Here is a 26,055-nt window from a genome sequence, read left to right on the forward strand (position 1 = left end):
CATGAAAAAACTATTTGTCTTGTTGTTGTGTTGCGTGTGCGTGTCATGCGCGAAATATCCGGGTGTACCGGAGAAATATCATGTGTTACTGGACACCGCTTTACTGAAAGTTGGTACCAATCAGGCTGAGTTGGAAAAGGCGTTGAAGGATGCCGCTCCCGAGATGAAGGAGGGGGTTGCGTTTCTGATCGCTTATATGCCGGAGCGGGATCTGATTTCCATGAAAGGCGACGATTTATTATCGAATGTCCGGTTAGCTTACGAGGCTCGTAACCGCTTTGCCTGGGCGAAGAGCGTGCCCGATTCTATTTTCTTGAACGACGTGTTGCCCTATGCGTCCATGAACGAAACCCGTGAGAACTGGCGTGCCGATTTTTACAAGCGTTTTGCTCCTTACGTGGAGAATTGCAAAACACTGGAAGAAGCCATTGCTGCCGTGAACCGGAATATCCGTGACGAGGTGAAAGTGGATTACAATACGGCACGCGAGAAACCCGACCAGAGTCCTTTCGAATCTATGCGCCAGCATATGGCTTCTTGCAGCGGTTTGTCCATCCTGCTGACGGATGCCTTCCGTGCTGTCGGTATCCCGTCGCGTATTGCCGGGACAGCCAACTGGCACGACAACCGGGGAAACCATAACTGGTGCGAGGTATGGTTGGACGGAAAATGGTACTTCACCGAGTACTACCCTAACGAGTTAGACCGTTCTTGGTTCCTTGCCGATGCTGGGAAAGCCGACCCGAATGACCGTATGCACGCTATTTGGGCTACTTCCTTCAAACCGACAGGAGAAAGTTTCCCGCTCGTGTGGGACTTTAATATCAAGTACGTGCCCGCTCTGAACGTGACGCAACGTTACCTGGATATTTACAAGCAAGTATATAACGAACAGTTGGAAGGTGGAAACCATGTGAAGATGAAAGTTTCGATGTATAAGAATAAACGCAATATGCGTAAGTCTGATGATCGGGTGGCTGCCAACGTGGATATTTTCTGTGGGAAAGACCAGATCGGTGGCGGACGTACCGCCGGACCCCATCAGGATATGAACGACGTGTTGGAATTTGTTGTGGAGAAGAACAAAGAGTACACGCTGTATTATTTCGATAAAAACGGGAAGTGGGTAGGCGAGAACGTGAAAGTGAAAGAGAAACCGGTAGAGGTAAAATTGCATCTGTAAAGAATCAGATATTCTGAATAGAAAATCCCGGAAGTTAGTGCTTCTGGGATTTATTTTGCGCACGAGGAAAGAAGCTATGGACGTGAATCGATAAAAATTTGCATTCATATTGCCCACGATGGAAGTCTGCAACTCGATCAGGTTATTTTGTGATTGTTTGTCTGTTGCCCTGTTCTTTCTGCGGGTTTCCCAACGATATAGACAGTAAATATTGTGTTATAAAACAATTCTTAAACGATTTATATCGTTTATCAATCGAATAACAATCGAATAACAATCGTTTAGTTTGTAGGGAAGAAGGTGAGGCGAACGGGGGAAAGTGGCGTAATTTTGCGACAAACATCTGACACTTTTTTTGTCTGATAGTAAACAGCTTGTCAGAACAAGTCTTGGCTATTACATGTAAAAAAGGTTGTGTCAGTGTTTTGCACGACACAACCTCTCTTCTAGTTTAGAGTTTAGTTTTTTGGAGCCGAGGATATGATTTCCAGGTTGTTGGCGTTTATCGTGATGTAAACTTCTTTGTTGCCTTGTTCCATCTCGAAAATGTAGACGTTCGTGCCGTCGGCTCTTTCCTCGTAATCGATATCGTCGATACGGTAGTTGGCGTATGCCGAGGTTTTTAGGACGTTCATCACGTTGGCGGGAACTTCATTCTGGCGTACTTCCCAGGTGGTGACTACCCACACATTCTGGTGGTTGAACACCACGTCTTTTTTGATACGACCATCAATGATCTCAATTTTCAGTAATCCTTTCTCCTGGTCGATTTCAATGACGTTAGCTTGCGGGTATTTTTGCTTGATGAATTGTTGGGCGCTCTCGGGCATTGTTTCTGGCAGATAGCCCCTGTTTTCCTTGTCCATCACGGTTTTCACGAGGGTCCCGTTTTCCAGGTAATGCAGGTCTACTTCCTGTTCACCGAGTTCTACTTCAATGATATAGACGGTTTCCATGCCGGCTCTTTCCAGCTTGTCGATGTCCTCCACTTTCCATCTGGCGTATTCCCCGGTCTCGAAACTGTTGCGAATCACGGCGGGGAGTGAGCGGAAGGACACGTCGCTCTCGGTCATCATCCAGTTGCCGTTGTTGTCAAACCATGCCTCGGCTTCCGTGAATCCCAGGCGGAATTCGGCGACTTGGTACGTGTTCTTCACTTCCCATTCCACTTGTTTCGCTTTCGGGTACTTGGCATTAAAAGCGTTCACGATGTTTTTCGCCGGGATGTAACCGTCGCTTTTGCAGCTGCTGAAGGCGAACGTGGCGCTAAGAATGATTATTGCCGTAATAAATGTTGTTTTCATAGTTTAGTGTTTGATGTGTTTTACAATATAGCTTTTCACGGAGTTATACGGTTGGGGGTGTCACGATGTTTCCTTCCGTGTCCACGATCACGAGAGTATCCTTGTCATTCTTTTCCAGCTCGAAGACGTACACGTCGCCGTTAGGTCTTTCCTCGTACTCGATGTCGTCAATCTTGTAGCTGTTGTCATAGTTATCTTTTATCGTTTTCATCACGTTTGCCGGAACTTCCGCTTCTCTCACATCCCAGGAGGTGTACAACCACTCGTTTTGTGAGTTGAAGTGTACTTCTTTCGATTTGTTGTTGTGGCGGATGTCGATTTCGGTGATGCCTTTCTCGATGTCCATGTCGAGGATCACGGCGCCGGGATAACGGGTGTCGATGATGGTTTTCAATACCTCGGGAACGCTTGCCGGGCGGTGTTCGTCATCGTTGTCTGTGTCTTCAACGGCTTTGACCAGTGTGCCGTCCGCCGCGTAGTACAAGTCGAATTCCTGCTTGCCTTGTTCTACCTCGATCACGTACACGGGCTCCATTTCCACTCGTTCCAGCATATCCACGTCGTCGATCTTCCACGCCTTGTACTCGCTTGCTTCGAATGCGGTTTGCACTTCCGCCGGGAGATCGTTGAAGCGGATGTCGCTTTCGGTCATCACCCATTCGCCTTGGGCGTTGATCCATGCTTCCCGCTCGATACCGTCGAGGTAGAAGTCCGCCACGTAATGGTCATACTTCTTTTCCCATTCCACACGTTCGGCGTTCGGGTACTTGGTGATGAATGCTTCCTGAATCTTTCCGTCCGGGGTGTAATCGTCGTCGTCATCGTTGCAGCTCGTGAAAGCCAGTCCTGATATTAAAATTGCGGTTAAAAGTAAATTTCTTGTTTTCATAGCGTTTTATTTTTAATGTTCACTCTTTATTTCAATTTCCGAGAACAAAGTAAAGGGGCAATTTTGGAAAGATTTGGGAAAAAGGAAAAAGAAATTATTAATTTTGGATTTTTCTCCTCTCGAAAGGAGTGGGTTAAATCTAAAATTATAACTTATTGATTTTTAAGCTGAACTTGTGTTTCCCGTTAGCGTGTGTGTATGTGATGCGTAGGCCGTAGAGATTGGCGATGCTTTGGACGATGGCAAGACCTAAACCCGTGGAGTCGGGTTTCTTGTTGTCGGCTTGATAGAAGCGGGTGAAAAGGCGGGTGGAGTCCAAGGGGGTGCCGTCGCCGGAGTTGGTGAAGGTGATTTCATTGGCGAGTACACGGATGGTTATTTCTCCCTCGGGCGGGGTGTGTACCATGGCATTTTTGAGCAGGTTGGTGACGAGAGTGTTCGCTAGCGATTCGTTCATACGGACTTTGCATGCCGCAGATTCTTCCAGCTGGATTTGAAGTTCTTTGTGCTCGTATATTTCCCGGAAATCATCCAAGAGTTCCCGGATGATCGGGTTGAGTTCGACTTCTTTCACTTCGTGGAATTGCCCGTTCTCGATACGGGAGAGAAGCAGGAGAGATTTGTTGAGCTTGACGATGCGCCCCATGGTGCGGTGGATGTCGGCGATCTCTTGCAATTGTTCCCCGGTGCAGTCCGGTCGTTCGGCAAGGAGTTCAAGTTTGTTGCGGCATATCGCCAGCGGGGTTTGTAGTTCGTGAGAGGCGTTCTCGATGAATTGCTTTTGCTGGGAGTACATTTCTTCGCTTCGCCGGGTCATTTGGGCAATCGTTTCGTTTAGTCGTCGGAACTCCTTGATTTTGGTAGGGTTGTCTAACGGGGGATTCTTTTCACCGAGGGTGAAAGTGTTCAGCCAGTTGAGCAGCTTGTAAAAAGGCGCAAGGCTCCGGCGGAAGACGATCTCCGTCACCACGAGGATGCAGACAAGCAGGGTGAGGTAGAGGATGATGATCCATTGTAGGATGGCTTCGATCATGTCGTCCTGCTCGAGGGTGGAGATCATGACCGTCAGTTCGTAGAATTTTTTGTCTTGTCCTCGGAAAGCGGTTTTCAGTACCCGCACGGGATCAAATTCCAGTTCGGTTTCGTAGAAACGAGTGGAATCGAAATAACGCTCCCGGTAGTGGATCGCTTCCCGTTCCGATATTTCCTTTATCATGTACTGGCTCATCAGGTCGTTGTGGTGGTCAATAGCGGATGTGTCCGTGAGTACCTGGCGGATAATGAGGTTCTTGTAGTTCTCGAGGCTGTCGTCGGTTTCGTCGAGTATTTCGTCGAGTATGTTGAAGTAGAAAAGGCAAGCCCACGCCGAGAGGATGGCGATGAGCACGACGGAGAGTTTGCTTATGGTGTAGTGGATGAGTTTCATGCTTCCGGGATAGTTACGAGTTTGTAGCCGAAGCCGTATACTGCTTTGATTTCCGGGATGGCGCCTGCCTGTTTCATTTTCTTGCGCAGGTTTTTGACTTGCGAGTAGATAAAATCGAGACTGTCTGCTTGGTCGATGTTGTCGCCCCAAACGGATTCGGCGAGGGTGGTCTTGTTTATCAAACGGTCGGGGTTGGCGACGAAATAGTACAGGAGGTCGAATTCCTTACGATTGAGTTTCAGTTCGTTGTTGTCGATGAAAACGGTGTGGTTGTCGGGATAGACGGTCAAGTTGCCGATGTCGATGCGGATGTCTCCGTCGTTTTGTTTGCGCCGGATGACGGATTTTACTCGGGCGTGAAGTTCTGCCAAGTGAAAGGGTTTTGCTAAATAGTCGTCGGCACCGAGGTCTAGCCCCGTGACCTTGTCCTCGATGGAGTCTTTGGCGGAAACGATAATCACGCTTTCCCGCTTGCGTAGTTTCTTCAGTTCCTCGAGGATGGAAAGCCCGTTGCCGCCGGGAAGCATGATGTCAAGCAGGACGCAGTCGTAGTCGTAATCATTGATTTTTTGTATCGCCGTTGGGTAGTCCGAGGCGGTTTCCACGACAAAACGCTCTTTCTCGAGTGATTGGGTCATCACTTCTCGTAGTCCTTTTTCGTCTTCAATGATTAGTATTTTCATGGCTTTTCGATTTTATAGTTGCAAAAGTAGGAAAATATTCTGGAAAGAATTTGGAATGATAGAAAGGAACTAATCTTACTATATTAAAATCAGTAAATCTAAAATGGATCAGGGGATTGCTTTGCATGGGTTTTGTTTCTATATTTGTTAAATGTATTAATAGAAATAGTATGAAAAAAAGAAGGGGATTGAGGAAGTATTACAGGAAGTTGGCGGCGCTTGATGAGTTTGCTTCCGGCGAGAATTGGCTCACGTTTATCCACGATGCGGAGGATTGGTTTAATCACGCGCACCTTCATTTCGACTGGGAGGGATACGGTGATTTGCACTGGAAGGAGCGCAAGGCACATCTGGATGCTATGTTCCGGCATTACGAGAGATTGGCGGACGAGGTGGTGAAGGTAGGACGGGCTTTGCAGGTATTCGCTATCATACATGAGTTTGACAGCGGTTCGGATGCGTTGTACTTGCATTCCCCGAACCCGATGGCGGATAATTATCCCTTGCGGTCGGACAATATGGAAACGTGTACTTTCAAGAACTGGAATTTGGCGGACTACCTGGAAGGGCTGAAGGCGAAGGGGTATACCATGCTGTACGCGCCGGAGGGAAGCCGCTTCTCGGATTGTGTGGTGTACAGGGAATCGGTAGGTGATAATAATTTAATAAGAAAGATATGAGTCTGGAAGATTTAAAAAATGGTTTGGGAGAATCGGTGTTGGCATCGATGTATGATTAGCGGGAAGATATTTGTGCTTATATTATTGCTGCCGTGAACGCCGCGGGGCTGAATACGGAGGATGACGTGACGGTGGAATGGCGGGAGTGGTAAGTATAGCATCTTTCGGGTTGTTTTGTTCTTGGGGAATCGGTTACTTTGCATGAATGTCAACCTTTACCCGCGGACGGTGACGGGTGGGGGCTATTGAAGAAATGAAAGATCATGAACCTAAAAAAATGTCCAATGGAAAGCGAGGGAAAAGCTAAAGTAATTCAAATTCAAAGTTATTCATCCCCTTGTGGGGGAATTCTACTCGGCTCGTTCGAGGGCAGGCTTTGTCTGTGTGACTGGCAGATCGAGGAACGGAGGAAGGCGATCGACAAGCGGATACAGAAGGTGTTGCAAGCCCGCTATGAAGTGGGAGAATCGGAGGTGATTGCGCATGCTGTCGCCCAGTTGGACGAGTATTTCGATCGCCGGCGGATGGAGTTTGACGTGCCCCTGCTCTTCGTGGGGACAGATTTCCAGAAGACGGTTTGGGAGGAATTGAGGCGAATCCCTTACGGTGCAACTGAGTCTTACGCGGGGCTCTCGCGGCGGTTGGGGAATCCGAAGGCGATTCGGGCGGTGGCGGCTGCCAACGGGGCAAACCCAATCTCGATATTTGTTCCCTGTCACCGGGTGATCGGCAGCGATCATAAATTGATAGGGTATGGCGGCGGGTTACCTGCCAAAAGGTTGTTACTTGAACTGGAATCTTTGTCAAATTCATTGTTTTGAGCGGGCAAAAAACTCTCGATAGTGCCCGGATCGCACGGGCAATCGAGTACATCAGGACGAATTTCAAACGGCAACCCGATTTGGATGAGGTGGCAAGTGAGGTGGCGTTGAGCCCGGCGCATTTCCAGCGTATGTTCACAGAATGGACGGGGGTGAGCCCGAAGAAGTTTTTGCAATATACCAGTATCGAGTATGCGAAGAGGGTGCTGGACGAAACGCACGCTTCTTTGTTCCATGTGGCGGAGATGACCGGGTTGTCGGGGACGGGGCGGTTGCACGACTTGTTCGTTAATATCGAGGGGATGACGCCCGGTGAGTACAAGAACGGGGGTGAGAGTCTTTCTATAAATTACAGTTTTGCGGGAAGTCCGTTCGGGGAAATTCTGGTGGCTTCTACCGGAAAGGGCATTTGCTGGATGGTGTTTGTTGAAGATCGGGAGGTGTCTTTCGGGGCTTTGGTGAAGAAATTCCCGAACGCGAGATTCGTGCAGACTGCGGACGAGATGCAACAGAATGCTTTATCTATTTTCACGCGGGACTGGAATGACCTGTCCGGGATTAAGCTGCATCTGAAGGGAACGGATTTTCAGTTAAAGGTGTGGAAGGCTTTGCTGGAAGTGCCGATGGGTGGATTGGTGACCTATGGCGATATTGCCTCGAGGGTAGAGAACCCGGGAGCTTGCCGTGCCGTGGGGACTGCCGTGGGGGAAAATCCCGTGGCGTTCCTTATTCCCTGTCACCGGGTGATTCGTGCCACGGGAGAGTTGGGACATTATCACTGGGGTGATATTCGCAAGGCTGTGATGATAGGTTGGGAGGCGGCAAAACGGGAAGATTCGGTAGAGTAAGCGTTTTACCGGGAATTGGAAATAAACAAGAATAATTGATCTCAAAGGGAGATTTGTTATATTTGTACGATTATCGTTAAATAATAGGCTATGAAAAAAGTATTGTGGTTCGTGTTGGCATTTGTCGTGCTAGGTTGTACCGGAAAGAAGGGTAAGTTTGAAGGAGTATTTGAGGGGGTACCCCGTGTGAATCCGCCTTACGTGGTGGGAAGTTATCCGGGAACAGAATTTATTTTTGCTATACCGACTTCGGGGGAACGTCCGATGACTTGGGTGGCGGAAGGCTTACCGGAGGGGTTGGCTTTGGATGCCAAAACTGGAATCATACGGGGAGTCGTGAAGGATGCCGGGGAGTACAAGATAAAGATCATAGCCGAGAATAAGCAGGGAAGCTGGGTGAGCGAGTTGAAAATAAAGGTAGGCAAAGAACTGGCGTTGACCCCGGTGATGGGATGGAACAGTTGGAATACTTTCGGTGAGAACTTGACGGAGGCTTTGATTATCGAAACGGCGGAAGCGATGATCGCGAACGGGATGCGGGATTTGGGTTATAATTATATTAATATCGATGACCTGTGGCAATTGAAAGAGAGAGGGGCGGACGGGCATATCGTGATTGATTCCACTAAGTTCCCGAGAGGGATTAAATACGTTGCTAATTATTTGCATGACCGGGGATTTCGTTTAGGTATATACTCGGATGCGTCACGGTACACTTGCGCCGGAGTATGCGGAAGTTACGGGTTCGAGGAGATCGATGCCCGGGATTTTGCCGAGTGGGGAGTGGATTTGTTGAAGTATGACTATTGTGGGGCTCCGGCATCGAGAGATACTGCGATCGCACGTTACCGGAGAATGGGAGAGGCTTTGCGGATTACCGACCGTTCGATTGTATACAGTATTTGCGAGTGGGGACGCAGGAAACCGTGGGAGTGGGCGAGAGAGGTCGGGGGACATTACTGGCGCACGACGGAGGATATTCGTGATGCGTGGGATTTGAGAGAGTCGGGTACGGGGTTGAAGGGTATTATGGATATTATTGACGTGAACGGGCAACTTGCCGATTACGCTTTTCCCGGGGCATGGAATGACCCGGATATGCTGGTCGTCGGCTTATTCGGGAAAAGTTCGAATATTAATTCGGGAGGGATAAAGTACGGGTGTACTTTGAACGAGTACCGCACGCACATGAGTATGTGGTGTATGATGGCTTCCCCTTTGTTGTGCGGAAATGACGTGCGGAATATGCCGGATTCCGTGTTGAAGGTATTGACGAACCCGGAAATTATTGCCATCAATCAGGATGCGCTGGGTCTGCAAGGAAAAATGATGAGAAAGGAAGGGAATTGCGAGGTTTGGATGAAATTGCTGGACGGGGGACGGATTGCTTTAGCCGTGATGAACCGGGGGGAGGAGCCGGAGGAAGTCGTGATTCCTTTCGATTTACTGGGTTTCCCGATGAAAGCTTTTGTCCGGGACGTGTGGTCGCACCGGAATTTGGGAGAGCTGGAACAACTAAGATTGACATTGAACCCACATGTGACGGCAGTGTTTAAGTTAGAATAGACTTTTTTTGTTACCTTTGTATTCGCCGTGATAGTCCAAGGAGGTCGGGGATACGGACTGGCGGTGATACTTAAAGAAAGGAGGATCATTTTATGTCTGTTGTGAATGCATCACAGCTATTGGAAACGAAACCCGTCGGGAAATTATTGCTTCAATACTCGATACCTGCCATTATTGGAATGACAGTCACGTCGTTGTACAATATCATTGATAGTATTTTTATCGGTCATGGAGTGGGACCGCTTGCCATCTCGGGCTTGGCGATTACCTTCCCGTTGATGAACCTAATTATTGCTTTTTGTACATTGATCGGGGTCGGGGGAGCCACGATTAGTTCCATATACATGGGGCAGAGGGATATGGAGAAGACCTCTTCGGTGCTGGGAAATGTTTTCGTGTTATGCGTGATCTTGGGATTTTGTTTCGGGGGAATTGCCACGTTGTTTTTGGAACCCACGTTACGGTTCTTTGGGGCAAGTGATGTCACAATGCCTTATGCCCGGGATTTCATGCAAGTGATCCTTTTAGGAAATCCTATCGCTTTCACGTTCATCGGGCTGAACAATCTGATGCGGGCGACAGGATACCCGAAGAAAGCCATGTTGTCGTCCTTGTTGACGGTTTTCGTGAATATCATATTAGCGCCGATATTTATTTTCCATTTCGGGTGGGGCATCCGGGGTGCCGCATTTGCCACTGTGATAGCACAAGCAAGCGGGCTGGTATGGATTTTGGCACATTTCCTGAACAAGAATAGTTCGGTACATTTCAAGGCGGGTATATTCCGGTTGAAAGGACGGATTATCAAAAGTATTCTTTCTATCGGGATGTCGCCTTTCCTGATGAACTTGTGTGCCAGTACGGTGGTGATTATCTTGAATAATAGTTTCATGCGTTACGGTGGGGACTTGGCGATCGGGGCTTACGGCATAGTGAACCGGGTGTTGACGTTGTTTATTATGATCGAGATCGGGCTCACGCAGGGAATGCAGCCGGTGGTAGGGTATAATTACGGGGCGTTGTTGTTTGACCGGGTACGGCGTGTGTTGCGCTATGCCATGATCACGGGGATCTCGATTACGACTTTCGGTTTTATCACGAGCCAGTTATTTCCGAACTTTATCGTGGGGATGTTCACGGATAATCACGAGTTGACGGAACTTGCGAAGTATGGATTACGGATCACTTGCTTGTTATTTCCATTGGTGGGTTGTCAGATTATTATAACCAATTTCTTCCAGTCTATCGGGAAAGCAAAAGTTTCTATATTCCTGTCGTTGTCGCGTCAGTTGATTTTCTTGATACCGTTTCTGATTATTTTACCGCATTTCTGGGGAATCACAGGGGTATGGGCTAGTTTGCCTATGGCGGATTTTATTTCTTTCGTGATGGCGGTGGCTACATTATTTTATTTCAATAAAAAGGGAATCCTTTTCAAGATGAACAAACAATTGTGAGGAAAAGTGTGGTAAACGCTTTTTATGCATGTGGAAATATTTCCCATGAAATAAAAACGGGCTCAATTTCTTGAACCCGTTTTTGCTTAAAGAATGTCTAATCTTCCAGCGTGACTGCCCCCGAGAGAGCTACCGCTTCTTTATTGCGGAAAATCATAATAGGCGATACAGCCTCGTAAGCTGTCATTATATACTCGAATAGTTGAGCCGTGGCTAATTTCCCGCGTTCAGCTAGTGAGAGTTTCAATTTCATACCCGTGTTTTCGTTCTCGCTTTTCTGTAACTCAGACAGACTGAGGAACTGTTTGGTTTCTAACAAGTATTGCACCCGATGCAATTCTTCTGGTTCGAAAAATAATTCGTAATTTTTCTCTTCCCGTTTCCGACTAAATAGAGTTGTTTTCATTTTTATGTGTGTTGTGTGTGTATATATATAACGCTAGCGGCGTTGCTCCGTTTTATTATTTGGGGAACACTAGGAATGTATCCTATGTATTCACGATACAAGATACGTGCCAATATGTGCGGATTCTTCAAATGATTAGAAGACAGAGTTCATGGAAGTATCGCTTAGGTTGCGACACGAACACGTCACGTGTTCCCGTGTGGTCTGTCTCCGGGTTGAGAATTGGACTTTCGTGCTTGTCTGAAGGTATTCCGTCCAGCATGACTCGTACCCGACATGGTAATTCCGATTTTCTCATGCTGAGAAGCGTGTTTTGGAGTACCGGGGTGTCATTGGGATTCATAAGATCAAAGGTTTCTGCCTTTTTAATGGAATCATGTATTTCGAAGATTTGACAAGCGATAGCACTACGTTGAGATTCTGTCATAACCAGTCCCATGGCAACATTCGTGAGTTGTGTTACCACCAAGATCAAAAGGCTATGTAATACGAATTTTATCATACTTAGTGTTTTGTTTCAAATTTAATGAATTGATATTAGATATGCAACCTTTTTCGAGCCTTTTCTGCTTGTGTGCCTGAAAATAGGTATATTTACTACCTAAATGTTTGTGTTTTTATTTAAGAGGGAGAATATTTAACGTTTTAGGAATATTTTTTCTGTTGGAATTGGGGGGACCTGTGTGCGGATCATAGGTGAGAGAATATTAAAATGAATATATTATGGAGATACATGATAGAAATGGAAATTTCTTGTTAAGAGAATGGAGGTTGGGGGATGCTGTTTCTCTAGCGAGAAATATCAGTAATTAGTGAGGGCAAATGGTTGGTGACAAAGTTGGACACGAAAGTTCCTTACAATTACAGGGAAAGTTTAAATAAAGAGCTGTTGGAAGGATTGCGGGAATTGGGTGGAGATTCTCAAGGAGTCTACGGATTTTGATTACGTGGTAACCGCCACCGCACGAAAAGTCAGGGATGATGAACAGGTTTGGGACTTTCTATTTGTGAAAGTATCGTGAAAAAGATGGAAGGACAGATAGGAGCGAAGTCCGATTTATAATAAAAACAATCACGCAACTCGTGAGAATTGCGTGATTTGTTTTTATGTATTCACGAATGATTACCAAGCAAACATAGGTCTGTCGCCCATCATTGCGTTTACTTCTTTCTTCACTTGCGTAATAACGGCAGTGTCGTCGATGTTGCTCAACACTCTGTCGATCATATCCACGATAATAGCCATGTGCTCCTCTTTCAAACCACGTGTCGTGATTGCGGGAGTTCCCACGCGTAAACCGGAAGTAGAGAACGGGGTACGGGTATCGAACGGAACCATGTTTTTGTTGATAGTGATGTCAGCTAATACCAAAGTATTTTCTGCTTTCTTACCGGTTAATTCCGGGAATTTGGTTCTCAAGTCAATCAACATGGAGTGGTTGTCCGTTCCTCCGGAAACAACTTTATAGCCTTTATCCATGAAGGCTTTTGCCATAGCTTTAGCATTGGCTTGCATTTGTTTTGCGTATTCAGTATAGCTGTCGGATAAAGCTTCTCCGAAAGCAACTGCTTTTGCGGCGATCACGTGTTCAAGCGGTCCGCCTTGTTGTCCCGGGAATACGGCAAAGTTGATGACTTGTGACATCATCTTGATCTCTCCCTTTGGAGTCTTCAATCCCCAAGGATTTGGGAAATCTTTCGGGAGAAGAATCATACCTCCACGAGGTCCGCGAAGCGTTTTGTGAGTGGTGGTAGTCACGATATGGCAGTAATCCATCGGGTTGTTCAATAATCCTTTGGCGATTAATCCAGCAGGATGTGACATATCACACATTAATAAAGCGCCTACTTTATCGGCGATCTCACGCATACGTTTGTAATCCCAGTCACGAGAATAAGCGGAAGCGCCGGATACAATCATTTTTGGCTTGTGTTCGATGGCTAATTTTTCCATCTCGTCGTAATCCACCATTCCGGTTTCTTCTTTCACGTGATAGGCTACCGGGTGGTAGTTGATACCTGAAAGGTTAACGGGTGATCCGTGTGAAAGGTGTCCGCCATGAGCCAGGTCAAGACCCAAGAAAGTGTCGCCCGGTTTCATGCAAGCGAAGAACACTGCCGCGTTAGCTTGTGCTCCTGAGTGCGGTTGCACGTTAGCGAACTCGGCACCGAATAATTTGCAAGCGCGGTCTATAGCCAATTGTTCCGTTTGGTCAACGATTTGGCAACCACCATAATAACGTGCTCCGGGGTATCCTTCAGCATATTTGTTCGTCAAGCAAGAACCCATGGCTTGCATAACTTGTTCGCTCACGAAGTTTTCTGAAGCGATTAGTTCCAGTCCTTCTTTCTGGCGATGGCTTTCCTGAGCAATCAGGTCGAAAATTTGAGTATCTCTTTCCATTATTTAGGTTTTTAATAATATAGACGTTTATAAAATCTTGCCCAAAATTATACTAATCGTCCGTCTAAACAAAGTATTTCCCGACTTTTTTTCGTTCTCCCTCTTTTTAATTTTCAAATATTTATTTATGTTTGTTGTTGTATTAAAAAATGACTTGCTATGGAAAATCCTTTTGAAACAGAAAAAGCGGTAAGACCGACATTTCTGACAGTACTTTGCATTTTGACGTTTATTGGTAGTGGTTGGGGAACTGTGTCTAATTTATTTAGTTTGATCGCGTTCTCGCCAGAAGCTATAGTGGCACAGATCCAGCAGATAACAACGATGACTGCTACGGAAGGATCTCCATCGTGGCTATCTTCTATTGTAGGATCTTCCATCGAAGTGTTGCAGACATCTATCAAACATGGGACTGCTATCTATTCACTCTTGACTTTGTTCTCGTTGATGAGTTTGGGTGGAGCAATCCTGATGTTTAGATTGAAAAAAATAGGTTTCTACTTGTATGCTGTTGCTCAGATAGCTCAATTGTTCGTGTTGCCCATGTATTCCGGTTGGAATGTGGTAGTTATGGCTTCAATGATCGCATCCGGTATTTTTGCCGTGTTGTTCATTATCCTGTATGGCGTGAATCTCGGTAAGATGAATAATTAATTCGGCTGATACTTGATTGTAAAGATTATATTTTTGATAAAACTCCCATGATATTTATTGCTTGAATATCATGGGAGTTTTTAGTTTTTCAGATCATGTATACCCGAATCACATCACTGCATTCCCGATCTTTTGCAGATCGACGTTATACATTGTTTTGAAGTAATCTATGACCAAGTTGTATTTTCGGTTAATCATGTTGTTTACGTCTTTGGAGGGATGCAGAATTCCCCGGTAGGTATAATCTCCTGCTCCCGTTTCTGTATTCAACACGTCGAAAGGGGTAGTGACAATCGCCTGTATGTAGTATTTAAAGTCGGTAATTGGGGTGGCAATTTGTGCGTTTCCGTTAATGAATCCCAGGGAATACATGGTAGAATTACTTACATAGTCACCATATGCAGACAATTGGGTGAAGGCTTCGTCTATTTGCAATTTCCCCACGTCCATAGCGTGCCATAGCAGTTCCACGTTTAAAGTATCCTTCAATAAACTAGCCGCGTGTTCGTTCATGTTGTCGATTTCCTTGTTCCCGTAATTCATGGCAATCATATCGATGCTCGAAAAGAGAGGAATGTCAACAATGGGAACACTCGCCAGAGGTTGGGAGTATTGTAATTTGCTACAAAGCAAGAATTTTAGTGGCATAAAACGCTGTAATGTAGAATCCGGGTAATACTTGAAGAGATAGTCTTCCAGGAATTCTACCTGTTTCCCGGCGTAATCCTGGTCGGCAGGTTCGCTGATAAAGCCCCACGACCACTCGCCGTCCTTCTCGATGGCTTCTTGCCAGCTAGTCTGTCCCCAGTAAATATCTTTCGGTTCGAACTCGTACAGGATAAAGAAACCGCACCGTTTGTTCCAGTCCACGATGCGGGTATCGTAATCATGATTCCCTTGGGGGAGGGTATAGGTCATTTCCAGCCCTTCCGTGGGGCTTAACCGATCCTCGTCGTTGCAGGCACTCCCGAGAAACATCCCTAGGATTGCGTATATTAATATATTTATCTTCTTCATGCGATCTAAATTTAAAATGTTCAACATTCTCGGCTATTGCGGATTTTGAGTTAAAGCGGGGTTGGCATCCCTTGCCGATTGGGGAATAGGCAGGACATAACGAGGTGACTCCGGTTGTAGTACGAACTCCTGCTTTATACCCGTGAAACTGATAAACTCGTGTTTCAGACCGGGCATTCCGTAACGCCTTAGGTCGAACCAGCGATGATACTCCTCGAAACACAGCTCCCGCCGACGTTCCTCCTTGCAGAAGTTTAACAGATCATCGAACGCGGTATAAGATTTGGGTACGTATGCCGCCAGGCGGGTGTCGTATCGATGTTCCCGTAGGGTATTCAGGTCTACCAGAGCCTTTACCCGTGATTCGTCGTCCTGAGTTTCCCCGAATTTCCGGATGTAGGCTTCCGCCCGGTTCAGGTAAACTTCGGCAGTTCGCAATCCCATTTGATGTTCGTCTTTTGCCCGGTTCATAATCAGAGGACCGGAATAAGTACCGAACAGGTTGCTAAACGTGATGAAGGACTTCTTGCGCAGGTCTTTGGCGTCATTCGTGTCCTCGTACGACTTGATCAAGTCATCCGAAACTGCGTATGGCGGTTTGGTAAGTAAAAAGCTATAATCATTCACGCTACCCAGATTGGGCGCCCCGCGGTATAGCCATATAATCTCTTTGCTCTCTTTCGGGTCGCACACGCCGGAGTACATGGCTCCTTGACTTTTTCCGCCAAGGGATGTAAAATTGATATAGGCACTCAACGCAGGTTTCGCCTGCAACAATTGATTCGAGAACTCGATTGATTTGTCCCATTCCTCCATGTACAGGTACACGCGAGAGAGTAAGACTTTTGTAGCCGGTAGAGAGATCTCGTACACGCTCACGGTGTGCGTGTTTTCTGTCAACAGCTGATTGGCTTCCAGCAAATCCTTCTCTATTTGCTTATACACGGCAGCCACGGAGGCTCGGGTGAAATACTCGTCACGCACGCCGGAATCCAGTTTCAGGGGTACACCCGGGTTTTGTTCCGGGTCGCCGTAATTGTATGGCAAACCGAAATAATTTACCAGCAGAAGATAATAAAAAGACCGTAAGGTGAGGCACTGTCCCCGTAGGAAGGCTTTTCGTTCCGGTGTACCGGAAACTTCAGACAGTTCATCCATGACCACGTTGCAACCCATGATCTTTTTGTAATAATCTTCCCACAGGTTAAAACTTGTCATCATCAAGGGGACCCATGACCAGCAGAATATTTCCCGTTCTTTTTCAAGGATTCCTGCAAACGTGGAGGGGCTACCATACACGACAGACACCCCGTTACACTGGATGTCATCCGTCAGCACATCCGTGAACAGGTATTGTTCCGGATATTTCGGGTACACGTCGCCCAGTAGCAAAGATTCCAGTTCGTCCACGGTAGAAGGGCGTACCTCGTCTTGGCTGGCTTCTTTCAGAAAATCACTACATCCTGTACTACACAGGAGTAATAACAATAAACTTATAACTTGTATTTTCATAATCTCTTGTATTTCCGGTTAAAAACTCACGTTCAAACTAAAAGTATAAGTCTTGCTTAGCGGTTGATTGCCCATGGCAACTTCCGGATCCACTCCCTTGTAGTCTTTGCTGACGATTTGGAAAGGATTGCTTACCACGAACGAGAAACTCACGCTCTGGGCGAATTGCTCGATCCATTTCTGCGGTACGTTGTACGACAGCGATATATTGTTGCAACGCAAGTAAGAGGCGTTCACGACCCGTGCGGATGAATAGTTGTACATCTCGTAAGGGTAAAGCTGGTAATCATATCTGTCATTGCCGAAGGGTTTAATTCCCTCGTTCTTGAACATATCGGGGATAGAGGGAATCTTCGTGGTAGCCTCGTCACCTTTTTTCCTCCAACGCTTCACCATATCTTTCGATAGATTGTTGTACTCGCTCACTGCCAGATTGAAATTTTCTTCATCATACAGGGGTGCTAACAATTTCTTTGCCCCAAGACTCAGGTAGAAGGAAGTTCCCAACGTCAGGCTGCGATAGCGGAAATTCATGTTGATACCCGTGGAAAAATCGGGTTCCAGTTTCCCGGCATATTGCATATATTGCGTTACATCCCGGATAGCCGCTTCATTTTCTACACCGCTCAAATCAATATCCGGGGCTCCGTTCTCGGGGTTCAACCCGTTGAAACCGAAAACCCAGAAACCGGAAACGGGATACCCTTTTCTATTCAAGGAACCGCTCACCGCCGTTTTCCAGTCATCCTTGTCTTCCAGCGTGCTCTTGATCTTGTTGTAGTTCTTGGAGAAATTGGCTCCTACAGACCACACGAAGTCTTTCGTGCGTACGGGAACGAAGGACACTGCCATGTCCCAACCCGAGTTGGTCATGTTACCGCCGTTGATTGCCATGGAAGTTACCCCGTTCTCGTAAGGGACGTTCTTGTAAACGATCATATCCACGGTACGCTTGTAATAGTAATTGAAAGACAGGTTGATCTTGTTGTGCAAGATACTGAAATCTAATCCCGTGTTCACGGTTTTTGTCTTTTCCCAAGTCAATCCCGGGGCGGGTAGTGTCTTCACGTTCAGTACATATTTCCCGGTTTTCTCGTCGATACCCCCGCTGCTCGGGATGGTGGTAATCAGATCCGGACCCACATTCTCTGCCGCATTCCCTTGGTACCCGTAGGAAACTTGGAGGCTGACATCGTTCAATAGGTCTTGCCCGTCCAGCCAATGCTCCCGGCTCATGTTCCATCGCAAACCGACCGACCACACGGGTTGGTAACGGGTACGTTTGTCCTGTCCGAATCGATTGGAAGCATCCGAACGGATACTGGCATTGAAAGCGTACCGGTTGTCGTATATGTAACTTGCTGTAGCATAGAAGGACAGAAAGTTAGAGGTTTGATCCGTGATCTTCGGGGAGGTCACCGCATATTGATTCGCGTATTGCCCCTCGTCATTCTCCGTTGCGGGAACTGCGGCGAAACTTTTACCCCAGTCCGGTAGGTAGCCGTATTGTGTTTGCGTGCTTCCGTCGATCTTGGTACTTCTGCATTCCTGACCGATCATCAGCGTGATCCCGTGCTTTCCCAATACCCGCACGTATTCCAGTGAATTACGCCACGTGTAGTTCATATTCCGGTTCTCCGATTGGGTCAACATTCCCCCGTGGGGCAGACTGCCGTCCTGTCGCATGATTCCCGTGACGGGATCTATTGCGTGGTACTCGTATCTTCGTAAGTTTGTGATATAATTGGTTTGCTCCGAGTAGTAAGATTCCCCGTGGACGGACGTGTAATTGAAACCGAATAAAGTGGAAAATACCAATCCCTCCATGATCGTGAGGCGCAGGTTGAAAGAACTGTTCAGGCTGGAAGTCGAGTTCTCGTTCCCGCTGTGCTGTTTCTCGAATAAATAATTGTACCTGAACGCTTCTGACCCTCCTGTGTTTAAAGGATAAAAAGAAAGTTCTCCCTCCTCGTCATAGCAGGCTATTGCCCGGCTTGTCTTGCTGGCATAGGCGTAAGGATCTGTCCCGAGGAAGCCTTTCGTTTTTATGTACGCACCGGATAGCGAGAAACTGGCAGTCACCCGCTCCCAGAATGAAGACGAGATACTCAGGCTGCCGTTGTATTTTCGTTGGCTATTTCCTTTTGCCGTGTTGTTGGCGTCCGAGAACCCGAACGATGCCCGGTAAGTAGATCGGTTGCTTCCCCCAGAGAGGCTGACGTTATGATTATGGCTGAACGGGTTGCAGAACAGAATATCAAACCAGTCCGTGTTCATCGATTCCAATCTTTTTACTTCCCGGCTAAAGTCTTCCAGGGAAATTTCTCTCAATTTGTATTTTAAAGCCCAATGCAAGTAGCCCACCTGTTGCGTGGTGAACAACCCCCCGTTCTCGTATATCTCTCTGGAAAAATCCACTCGCTGCTTCGAGTTCATCAGGTTCATCTTGTCATACGTGATCTTTGATCCGGTAGAGAAGTTCCCCGAGTAACCGATTGCCAAACGCCCCCGTTCTCCTTTTTTCGTCGTGATAACGATCACCCCGTTTGCCGCCTTCACGCCATAGATAGCTGTGGCGGAAGCATCTTTTAGTACCGTGATATTATCAATGTCATTCGGGTTCAACCAAGAGATGGCTCCTCCCACGAATTCGTTAATCATGTCTTCATTGCCGATATTCGTCAACTCGGTTGCGTTGAAAGGCAGCGGGTCTTCCTGTATGATTCCGTCCACCACCCACACCGGGTCGGCGTTCCCGATCAGGGTGGAAGTCCCCCGCACCCTTACTTTCTGGCGAGTACCCGTCAGCCCGCTTTGATTCATGACCATCACGCCCGGCAGTTTTCCCTGTAATGCCTGTTCCAATGATTGTGAACCGTTAAGGATCAAATCTTTTGCCTTCACGTTGCTTGTGGCACCCACCATGCTGCTTTTTTTCAGTACTTGGTATCCCGTCACCACGACTTCATCCATCTCGGTGACGTCATTTACCATCACGATAAGATAATCCGTTTTATTCTTTTCCAGTCGCACGTGTTGTGTTTTCATACCCATGAATCTGGCTTCCAAGGTATCCACTCCCGTCACCAACTCCATGGTGAATATGCCGTCCCCGTTTGTGATCGTGCCGATCGTCGTGCCTTTCAGTAAGATCGTCACTCCCGGCAGCGGTTCGTTTTCCTCGTCGACCACTTTTCCTTTAATCATGAAAACCTTGGACTTTTCCTTTGGGGTTTCATAACGTTTGATCACCACGATTCCGTCCTGAAAATCATACGTCAACCCTTCCTTTTCCAGAACCCGCTTCAACACGCTTTCCCAGTGTTCGCTTTGGGCAACCACGGAAACCGGTTTCGCGTCTTTCAGCAGCAGCGCGTTGTACAAGAAGTTCAAACCTGTTTTCTGTTTCATCACCTCCACGAATCTCTCCATCTTTACTTCCTTCAAATCCAAGGAAATCGTGTCGGGTACGGCAGAGATCGCCTCAGCCCGAAGTCCCACTTGACTACATATCATCCCCAAAGTGCATAAGGTCAACACTTTAAAGAACCTTTTTTTATTCTTAAAAAAGTTCCTCATGTACCAATCTTCGTTTTTTTTCATAGATTTGTCAATTAATTGTTATTTTGAGGTGGCGGACTACGAACCTGAGAAACTTGTTGCCCGTCATCTCATTTTATTTGAATAGTATCACGCAATTTCCATTTATCTGATACGCCAGATCGCCCGTGCGTGTCAGTGCATCCAAAAAGACATTTATATTATCGTACCGCTTCAGGTTTCCCGTGAAAGGAATGTCCTGCAAAGCGGCTTGTCGGAAAAACACGGATATGCCGTACCAGCGTTCCAATGTTTTCATGATCTCTCCTAATCTTTTCTCCTTGAAAACATACAAACCGTCTTTCCATCCCACGTATTCTTCTACATCGACAGAGCGTTTCTCCACGATTCCCGATTTAGATGTTGTCACTTGCTCCCCGGGAGTGATCACGATAGGGTGACTTTTTTCCGTGGTGAAACTTACTTTTCCTTGTACTAGAGTTGTGTAGCATACCGGGTCGGAACTATATGCGGTCACGCCAAATTCCGTCCCTAACACGCAGACATCTCCAAAAGAAGTATTCACTATAAAAGTCCGATTCTCTTTTGTCACCTCGAAATAAGCTTCCCCTTCCAGGAATACTTCTCGTCGTTCTCCCACGAAAGCAATCGGGTACCGCAATTTTGTCCCGGCATTCAGCCACACCCGGGTTCCGTCTGCTAAGGTGATAAAACATTCCCCGCCCACGGGAACTTTTAATTCATTATATACCAATTCCTGCGTTTGTTCCTTTTGCTCGTATGAAAGACTGCCTTCCCGGTAAGCGATGTTCACGCCATTCTTTTCTTGGATATCCAGTGTATCTTTGTCAATCTCTATCACTTGTCCGTTAGCTAGTATTAGCTCTGCTTTTTTTATTCCGGCAGGGATAATCCGGGAGGCAACCGGGGGAATAACTTCTTTTTTCCTTGTATTTTCTATCCCGATCATAATCCCTAATGCGATCATCAACACGGCTGCTGTGCTTGCCATCCAGCGAGCGAATACAAGCGTCCGACGCCGACACCCGACACTGCGTTGAAATCGCTTGAAACCTCTTTTGCCCGAATAGTTCGAATATTTGTCAAATTGTTCTTTCAGAAAAGCGGGTTTTTCCAATTCCCGGTAAATCTCTTTGAGATGTTTTTCTTCCAGCCACTGTTCCAACTCCTGCCTCTCATCACTATTGTCTTTTAGTAATGAGTCTTTTATAATAGAAGCGTCCTCGTGAATATTCTCTTTCATGACGGTCTGATCGTTTTGATTTTGTATTACTATACACAACTCCCGGATTCAGATGACAAGAAAGCCCGATTTTTTTCAATTAGATCAGAAATAAATAAATAGAGTCTTGCAATTTGGAGCGTAAATTTTTGAATCCCCGGCTTTTATGGGTTTTTACCGTGTTCACGCTGATATTTAATTTTTCGGCAATCTCTTCCCATGAATATCCCTCGATACTCATTAAAATCACTTTTCTCTGTTCCGGGGGCAATGCTTCGATATGGACGTACAATTGCCGGATGACTTCTTCCCGCACCGTTATGGCGTAAACATCGTCCGCCATCGATTCGCTTTCTGCGCCAAGGGCACTTAATATGGAATCGTGAATTTTATTATTCCGGACAAAAATCAGCGTGTTGTTGTAGCAAGCCCGGTATAAATAATTCGTCAACTCCCGCATGGAAGTAAATGTTTTCGTTGACTTCCAAATGGCAATAAATACTTCTTGTACGATGTCTTCTGCATGATCCGATTCTTTCAGGATTCGATTCACGTACACGCACAGTGCGGCATAATAATAATCGTAAAGGTTCGCCCAAGCCTTTTCTTTTTTATCATTGATTCCCGATAAAATTAAATTTTCGTCTATCATTCCGATTATTATAGTGTTGCACGCGAGTACATCGTGAACAACAAACTTATAAAAAAAAATTAAATTATAACATGGCTTTGGTTTCAAATCTGTTATGAATTCGGGTAAGACAAGCATTTTCTTTTGTCGTTATCCGTGTTTTACGGCGGTTAACTATTGATTAACTATTGATCATGTATTGACTATCTATTGGTTAATCAATACATGATTAATACATGAGCAATACTTGACACGAGTAATACTGGGAGAGGATGTGGATAAAAAAACGGACTGAAATAAAGATTCAGTCCGTTTTTCTTTTATATGATGATAACTTCTGCTTATCCTCCGAAGTTATCGTACATTACGTTTTCATCGGGTACTCCCAAATCGTACAGCATTTTGGTTACAGCCGAGATCATCATTGGAGGACCGCAAAGATAGTATTCAATATCTTCGGGGTTTTCATGGTTCTTCAAGTAATTTTCGAAGATTACCTGGTGTACAAATCCCGGTTTATAAGCTACTCCTGCTTCATCTGCAACGGGATCGGGTCTGTCGAGAGCTAACGTCCAGTGGAAGTTGGGGTTCTCTTCTTGTATCTTGTTAAATTCGTCCACGTAAGGGGCTTCTTGCAGGGCACGGGCTCCGTACCAGAAACTTACTTTCCGATCCGTGTGCATCGTGTGGAATAAATTGAAGATATGTGAACGCATCGGAGCCATACCGGCACCACCACCGATAAACATCATCTCGTTGTTCGTATCTCTCAGGAAAAACTCTCCATAAGGACCGGAAATGTTTACCTTATCTCCCGGCTTACGCGAGAAGATAAAAGAAGAGCAGATACCGGGGTTCACGTTGGCAAATCCTCCGATTGCTTTATCGAATGGGGGAGTTGCGATACGAATGTTCAGCATGATAATATTGCCTTCCGCGGGGGAGTTAGCCATGGAGTAAGCACGATAAGTAGGTTCCGGGTTATGCATTTTCAGATCGAACATCTTCATGCGTTCCCAGTCAGCCCTGTATTTTTCATCAATGTCCATATCTTTGAAATCCACGTCAAGGGCAGGTACGTCAATTTGGATATATCCACCTGATTTGAAATTCAAGTTTTCGCCTTCCGGCAATTTTACCACGAATTCTTTCAAGAAGGTAGAAATGTTTCTATTGGAAACCACTTCACATTCCCATTTTTTGATACCGAGAACGGATTCCGGTACTTTCATCTCGATGTTTTCCTTCACCTTCACCTGGCAAGCAAGGCGCCAGTTCTCGTGTTGTTGTTTGTAGGAGAAGAACCCGGTTTCCGTGGGGAGTATAGACCCAGCCCCAGATTCAACTTGGCAACGGCACATACCGCAAGATCCTTTTCCTCCACAAGCGGAGGGGAGGAATATTTTATTATTTCCGAGAGTGGCAAGAAGCGAGGCTCCCGGTTCGGTTACTAATTCTTTTTCGCCCTGGTTGATGCTCACCTTCACCTCTCCTTTGGGGGTCAGTTTAGCTTTCGCGAACAAGAGCATCCCCACGAGAACCAGTGTTACAAGAAGAAACACGATAATTCCCGATAGGATAATTGTTGTATCTATTAATAATAACATCATCTTAATTTTAGATTTAATGATTACATGATTTCGTGATTTTAGATTCTGTGATTATAATCTCCGAATCGGCAATCCGTAAATCACTGAATTCTTTTACAGGTTGATACCCAAGAAACTCATGAATGAAATAGCCATCAATCCGGTCACGATAAAGGTAATACCGATACCTCTAAGCGGTGCGGGAATGTTAGAATATTTCAGTTTCTCACGTATAGCCGCGATACCCACGATAGCGAGTAACCAACCGATACCCGAACCTAAACCGAAAGCGGTAGCTTCCCCAATGTTAGCGTATCCTCTTTCTTGCATGAACAAAGAGGCTCCCATGATAGCACAATTTACGGCGATCAACGGAAGGAAGATTCCTAACTGGTTATAGAGTGCAGGGGCAAATTTCTCAACCACCATTTCAACCAATTGCACGATGGCGGCAATGACTGCGATAAACATGATAAAGCTCAAGAAGCTCAAGTCGATGTTCGCGGCGCTTTCGCCCAGCAACCAGGTTAAGGCTCCAGCTTTTAGCACGAAATTATCCAAAAGATAGTTTACCGGGACAGTAATCAATAGCACGAATACAACGGCTATACCCAATCCGAATGAAGTTTTCACGGTCTTCGATACGGCGAGGTATGAACACATACCCAAGAAGTAAGCGAAGATCATGTTATCGATAAATACAGACCGGACAAATATATTTAATAGATTTTCCATATCCTTATTTCAGTTTTTAGTTCACTATTTCTGTTCTATCAAATCTTTGTTCTTTGCACGGTGAACCCAGATAATCAATCCGACCAGCATCAAAGCCATCGGGGGAAGGATCATCAAACCGTTGTTCTGGTATCCCCAATCATAGAATATTTGAGGTATTACCTTGAATCCGAACAATGTTCCGGAACCTAGTAATTCACGGAAGAATGCCACGATCACGAGAACCAGACCGTATCCCAGACCGTTGCCAATACCGTCGAGTAAAGAAGGCCACGGCTTGTTGGCTAGGGCGAAAGCCTCGATACGTCCCATGATAATACAGTTCGTGATAATCAATCCGACAAACACGGACAACTGCTTGCTCACTTCGTAAGCGTACGCTTTCAGTACTTGGTCTACGATGATTACCAGTGCGGCAACCACTACCAATTGCACGATGATACGGATCCGGGTAGGGATTGTATTTCTCAATAGCGAAAGAATCACGTTAGAGAATGCCGTTACTGCCGTTACCGAGAGTGCCATCACGATAGCAGGCTCTAATTTGGCTGTTACGGCAAGAGCAGAACATATACCCAATATCTGTACCAAAACCGGGTTGTCTTTGCTCAAGGGACCGAGTAATAATCCCCGGTTCTTTGCTGAAAATAATGTTTCTTTATCGCTCATTACTGTATTTGTTTTAAGAATTGTTCGTAACATTTTAAATAATCAGCAATCATCGTTTCTACGCCTTTTGACGTGATCGTTCCTCCTGAGATGGCATCCACTTCATGAGCGCCTGTCGCGTTACCGCCTTTTTTCACGGTAATTGATTTCAAGGTGGAATTATCGAAGATTGTTTTTCCGCTAAACGGTTTTTGGAATTTTGGTGTAGTTATTTCAGCTCCCAAACCGGGGGTTTCTCCCTTGTGGTCGAACAGCACGCCGTAAACGGTATTCTTGTCCTCGTTCAATGAAAGGTATCCCCAAATCGGTCCCCAAAGTCCAACCCCATAAACGGGAAGAATGTATTTGACAGCTCCGTCGACGTCAGCCACGAACACGGGGAATTTGATCTCCGCGAGGGCTTTGGCGTCTTTTATTGATTCTGAAATCATACGTCCGTCTTTCAGTGCTTTTTGAAGTTCAGGACTATTTTTGATAGCTTTCTGAAGTTTCTTGCCTTCCGTCGGAATATCCACGTTGAAAGCGTCCCCTTCGATAGCTTCTCCTTTGTAATTCAGGATGAATTGTTTCTTGATAATTTTCTTGAACAATTCAGCCGATGTCTCGGGAGTGGAACTAATATTCACGGAACTCAGGATATTCTGTCTTTTTTCGTTCTCTATATTCTCATCTTGAAGTGGTTTCAGTGAAAGAGATACCACGGCTAACAGAGCCGCAACCACGACAACCAAAACGATGGAATAAATAAAGGTATATGTATTTCCTTGTTTGTTCATC

23 protein-coding genes are annotated in these 26,055 nt (G+C 46.0%); 7 read left to right on the plus strand and 16 right to left on the minus strand.

All coding sequences use genetic code 11. The features are described from left to right. Window position 1: 1 nt before the first annotated feature. Window positions 2-1,183: a transglutaminase-like domain-containing protein gene (locus A3CY_RS0101630; RefSeq protein ID WP_018336141.1), complete on the plus strand. Its 1,182-nt coding sequence runs from the start codon at window positions 2-4 to the stop codon at window positions 1,181-1,183. Between the two features lie 458 nt (window positions 1,184-1,641). Here A3CY_RS0101630 and A3CY_RS0101635 read toward each other — a convergent pair whose 3' ends face one another. From A3CY_RS0101635 to A3CY_RS0101655, 4 genes are all read right to left on the minus strand, one after another. Then, window positions 1,642-2,487, minus strand: a complete 846-nt coding sequence (locus A3CY_RS0101635) for a PepSY-like domain-containing protein (protein ID WP_018336142.1) — start codon at window positions 2,485-2,487, stop codon at window positions 1,642-1,644. A 43-nt stretch (window positions 2,488-2,530) separates the two neighbouring features. Then, window positions 2,531-3,376, minus strand: coding sequence for a PepSY-like domain-containing protein (locus tag A3CY_RS0101640; RefSeq protein ID WP_018336143.1), 846 nt, complete (start codon window positions 3,374-3,376; stop codon window positions 2,531-2,533). Between the two features lie 145 nt (window positions 3,377-3,521). Beyond that, window positions 3,522-4,802, minus strand: coding sequence for a sensor histidine kinase (locus A3CY_RS0101650; RefSeq protein WP_026207197.1), 1,281 nt, complete (start codon window positions 4,800-4,802; stop codon window positions 3,522-3,524). Next, the gene (locus A3CY_RS0101655; RefSeq protein ID WP_018336146.1) at window positions 4,799-5,485 is read right to left on the minus strand and encodes a response regulator transcription factor; all 687 of its coding nucleotides are present in this window, start codon (window positions 5,483-5,485) and stop codon (window positions 4,799-4,801) included. Before A3CY_RS0101655 ends, A3CY_RS0101650 begins: the two co-directional genes overlap by 4 nt. A 170-nt stretch (window positions 5,486-5,655) precedes the next feature. Here A3CY_RS0101655 and A3CY_RS0101660 point away from each other — a divergent pair, with 170 nt between their 5' ends. From A3CY_RS0101660 to A3CY_RS0101680, 5 genes are all read left to right on the plus strand, one after another. Further along, window positions 5,656-6,165, plus strand: a complete 510-nt coding sequence (locus A3CY_RS0101660; protein WP_018336147.1) for a hypothetical protein — start codon at window positions 5,656-5,658, stop codon at window positions 6,163-6,165. 284 nt (window positions 6,166-6,449) lie between these two features. Continuing rightward, the gene (locus A3CY_RS0101665; protein ID WP_018336148.1) at window positions 6,450-6,986 is read left to right on the plus strand and encodes a methylated-DNA--[protein]-cysteine S-methyltransferase; all 537 of its coding nucleotides are present in this window, start codon (window positions 6,450-6,452) and stop codon (window positions 6,984-6,986) included. Then, window positions 6,983-7,834 carry a methylated-DNA--[protein]-cysteine S-methyltransferase gene (locus A3CY_RS0101670; protein WP_018336149.1) on the plus strand — a complete coding sequence of 284 codons (852 nt, stop codon included), beginning with the start codon at window positions 6,983-6,985 and terminating at the stop codon, window positions 7,832-7,834. Before A3CY_RS0101665 ends, A3CY_RS0101670 begins: the two co-directional genes overlap by 4 nt. 90 nt (window positions 7,835-7,924) lie before the next feature. Further along, a complete protein-coding gene (locus A3CY_RS0101675; protein ID WP_018336150.1) occupies window positions 7,925-9,400 on the plus strand; it encodes a putative Ig domain-containing protein in 1,476 nt (491 codons plus the stop codon). Window positions 9,401-9,492: 92 nt separating this feature from the next. Beyond that, on the plus strand, window positions 9,493-10,857 hold the full coding sequence (locus A3CY_RS0101680) for an MATE family efflux transporter (RefSeq protein WP_018336151.1): 1,365 nt from the start codon (window positions 9,493-9,495) through the stop codon (window positions 10,855-10,857). A gap of 97 nt (window positions 10,858-10,954) precedes the next feature. Here the strand turns inward: A3CY_RS0101680 and A3CY_RS0101685 are convergent, their stop codons facing one another. The 3 genes from A3CY_RS0101685 to glyA form a co-directional block, all read right to left on the minus strand. Beyond that, complete coding sequence (locus tag A3CY_RS0101685) at window positions 10,955-11,263, minus strand: hypothetical protein (RefSeq protein ID WP_018336152.1); 309 nt, start codon at window positions 11,261-11,263, stop codon at window positions 10,955-10,957. Window positions 11,264-11,390: 127 nt separating this feature from the next. Beyond that, window positions 11,391-11,765, minus strand: coding sequence for a hypothetical protein (locus A3CY_RS0101690; protein WP_018336153.1), 375 nt, complete (start codon window positions 11,763-11,765; stop codon window positions 11,391-11,393). A 621-nt stretch (window positions 11,766-12,386) separates the two neighbouring features. Then, window positions 12,387-13,667 carry a serine hydroxymethyltransferase gene (glyA, locus tag A3CY_RS0101700; protein WP_018336155.1) on the minus strand — a complete coding sequence of 427 codons (1,281 nt, stop codon included), beginning with the start codon at window positions 13,665-13,667 and terminating at the stop codon, window positions 12,387-12,389. Window positions 13,668-13,826: 159 nt separating this feature from the next. On the opposite strand from glyA, the gene A3CY_RS0101705 reads away from it, so the two are divergent. Then, window positions 13,827-14,321 carry a hypothetical protein gene (locus A3CY_RS0101705; protein WP_018336156.1) on the plus strand — a complete coding sequence of 165 codons (495 nt, stop codon included), beginning with the start codon at window positions 13,827-13,829 and terminating at the stop codon, window positions 14,319-14,321. A gap of 108 nt (window positions 14,322-14,429) precedes the next feature. On the opposite strand, the gene A3CY_RS0101710 is transcribed toward A3CY_RS0101705, so the two are convergent. The 9 genes from A3CY_RS0101710 to nqrC form a co-directional block, all read right to left on the minus strand. Continuing rightward, the gene (locus A3CY_RS0101710; RefSeq protein ID WP_026207198.1) at window positions 14,430-15,338 is read right to left on the minus strand and encodes a hypothetical protein; all 909 of its coding nucleotides are present in this window, start codon (window positions 15,336-15,338) and stop codon (window positions 14,430-14,432) included. Window positions 15,339-15,371: 33 nt separating this feature from the next. Then, window positions 15,372-16,850 carry a RagB/SusD family nutrient uptake outer membrane protein gene (locus A3CY_RS0101715; protein ID WP_026207199.1) on the minus strand — a complete coding sequence of 493 codons (1,479 nt, stop codon included), beginning with the start codon at window positions 16,848-16,850 and terminating at the stop codon, window positions 15,372-15,374. 18 nt (window positions 16,851-16,868) lie between these two features. After that, a complete protein-coding gene (locus A3CY_RS0101720) occupies window positions 16,869-20,453 on the minus strand; it encodes a SusC/RagA family TonB-linked outer membrane protein (RefSeq protein ID WP_240388111.1) in 3,585 nt (1,194 codons plus the stop codon). A 73-nt stretch (window positions 20,454-20,526) separates the two neighbouring features. Continuing rightward, entirely contained in the window at window positions 20,527-21,675 is a 1,149-nt protein-coding gene (locus tag A3CY_RS0101725) for a FecR family protein (protein ID WP_018336161.1), read from the minus strand. 79 nt (window positions 21,676-21,754) lie between these two features. Next, window positions 21,755-22,306 (minus strand): RNA polymerase sigma factor, encoded by a 552-nt coding sequence (locus tag A3CY_RS0101730; RefSeq protein ID WP_018336162.1) that lies wholly within the window; start codon window positions 22,304-22,306, stop codon window positions 21,755-21,757. A gap of 320 nt (window positions 22,307-22,626) precedes the next feature. Continuing rightward, on the minus strand, window positions 22,627-23,895 hold the full coding sequence (gene nqrF, locus A3CY_RS0101735) for an NADH:ubiquinone reductase (Na(+)-transporting) subunit F (protein WP_018336163.1): 1,269 nt from the start codon (window positions 23,893-23,895) through the stop codon (window positions 22,627-22,629). A gap of 93 nt (window positions 23,896-23,988) precedes the next feature. Further along, window positions 23,989-24,609, minus strand: coding sequence for an NADH:ubiquinone reductase (Na(+)-transporting) subunit E (gene nqrE / locus A3CY_RS0101740; protein WP_018336164.1), 621 nt, complete (start codon window positions 24,607-24,609; stop codon window positions 23,989-23,991). A 24-nt stretch (window positions 24,610-24,633) separates the two neighbouring features. Then, on the minus strand, window positions 24,634-25,278 hold the full coding sequence (locus tag A3CY_RS0101745) for an NADH:ubiquinone reductase (Na(+)-transporting) subunit D (RefSeq protein ID WP_018336165.1): 645 nt from the start codon (window positions 25,276-25,278) through the stop codon (window positions 24,634-24,636). After that, the gene (gene nqrC / locus A3CY_RS0101750) at window positions 25,278-26,054 is read right to left on the minus strand and encodes an NADH:ubiquinone reductase (Na(+)-transporting) subunit C (protein ID WP_018336166.1); all 777 of its coding nucleotides are present in this window, start codon (window positions 26,052-26,054) and stop codon (window positions 25,278-25,280) included. The genes A3CY_RS0101745 and nqrC overlap by 1 nt, the downstream gene beginning before the upstream one ends. Window position 26,055 lies beyond the last annotated feature (1 nt).

The sequence above is a fragment of the Butyricimonas synergistica DSM 23225 genome (assembly GCF_000379665.1).
Taxonomy (GTDB): domain Bacteria; phylum Bacteroidota; class Bacteroidia; order Bacteroidales; family Marinifilaceae; genus Butyricimonas; species Butyricimonas synergistica.

Bases quoted from the DNA above. Each gene is read 5' to 3' on its own strand.
- A3CY_RS0101630 (WP_018336141.1), top strand. From the start codon at position 2: ATGAAAAAACTATTTGTCTTGTTGTTGTGTTGCGTGTGCGTGTCATGC.
- A3CY_RS0101635 (WP_018336142.1), bottom strand. From the start codon at position 2,487: ATGAAAACAACATTTATTACGGCAATAATCATTCTTAGCGCCACGTTC.
- A3CY_RS0101640 (WP_018336143.1), bottom strand. From the start codon at position 3,376: ATGAAAACAAGAAATTTACTTTTAACCGCAATTTTAATATCAGGACTG.
- A3CY_RS0101650 (WP_026207197.1), bottom strand. From the start codon at position 4,802: ATGAAACTCATCCACTACACCATAAGCAAACTCTCCGTCGTGCTCATC.
- A3CY_RS0101655 (WP_018336146.1), bottom strand. From the start codon at position 5,485: ATGAAAATACTAATCATTGAAGACGAAAAAGGACTACGAGAAGTGATG.
- A3CY_RS0101660 (WP_018336147.1), top strand. From the start codon at position 5,656: ATGAAAAAAAGAAGGGGATTGAGGAAGTATTACAGGAAGTTGGCGGCG.
- A3CY_RS0101665 (WP_018336148.1), top strand. From the start codon at position 6,450: ATGGAAAGCGAGGGAAAAGCTAAAGTAATTCAAATTCAAAGTTATTCA.
- A3CY_RS0101675 (WP_018336150.1), top strand. From the start codon at position 7,925: ATGAAAAAAGTATTGTGGTTCGTGTTGGCATTTGTCGTGCTAGGTTGT.
- A3CY_RS0101680 (WP_018336151.1), top strand. From the start codon at position 9,493: ATGTCTGTTGTGAATGCATCACAGCTATTGGAAACGAAACCCGTCGGG.
- A3CY_RS0101685 (WP_018336152.1), bottom strand. From the start codon at position 11,263: ATGAAAACAACTCTATTTAGTCGGAAACGGGAAGAGAAAAATTACGAA.
- A3CY_RS0101690 (WP_018336153.1), bottom strand. From the start codon at position 11,765: ATGATAAAATTCGTATTACATAGCCTTTTGATCTTGGTGGTAACACAA.
- glyA (WP_018336155.1), bottom strand. From the start codon at position 13,667: ATGGAAAGAGATACTCAAATTTTCGACCTGATTGCTCAGGAAAGCCAT.
- A3CY_RS0101705 (WP_018336156.1), top strand. From the start codon at position 13,827: ATGGAAAATCCTTTTGAAACAGAAAAAGCGGTAAGACCGACATTTCTG.
- A3CY_RS0101710 (WP_026207198.1), bottom strand. From the start codon at position 15,338: ATGAAGAAGATAAATATATTAATATACGCAATCCTAGGGATGTTTCTC.
- A3CY_RS0101715 (WP_026207199.1), bottom strand. From the start codon at position 16,850: ATGAAAATACAAGTTATAAGTTTATTGTTATTACTCCTGTGTAGTACA.
- A3CY_RS0101720 (WP_240388111.1), bottom strand. From the start codon at position 20,453: ATGAAAAAAAACGAAGATTGGTACATGAGGAACTTTTTTAAGAATAAA.
- A3CY_RS0101725 (WP_018336161.1), bottom strand. From the start codon at position 21,675: ATGAAAGAGAATATTCACGAGGACGCTTCTATTATAAAAGACTCATTA.
- A3CY_RS0101730 (WP_018336162.1), bottom strand. From the start codon at position 22,306: ATGATAGACGAAAATTTAATTTTATCGGGAATCAATGATAAAAAAGAA.
- nqrF (WP_018336163.1), bottom strand. From the start codon at position 23,895: ATGATGTTATTATTAATAGATACAACAATTATCCTATCGGGAATTATC.
- nqrE (WP_018336164.1), bottom strand. From the start codon at position 24,609: ATGGAAAATCTATTAAATATATTTGTCCGGTCTGTATTTATCGATAAC.
- A3CY_RS0101745 (WP_018336165.1), bottom strand. From the start codon at position 25,278: ATGAGCGATAAAGAAACATTATTTTCAGCAAAGAACCGGGGATTATTA.
- nqrC (WP_018336166.1), bottom strand. From the start codon at position 26,054: ATGAACAAACAAGGAAATACATATACCTTTATTTATTCCATCGTTTTG.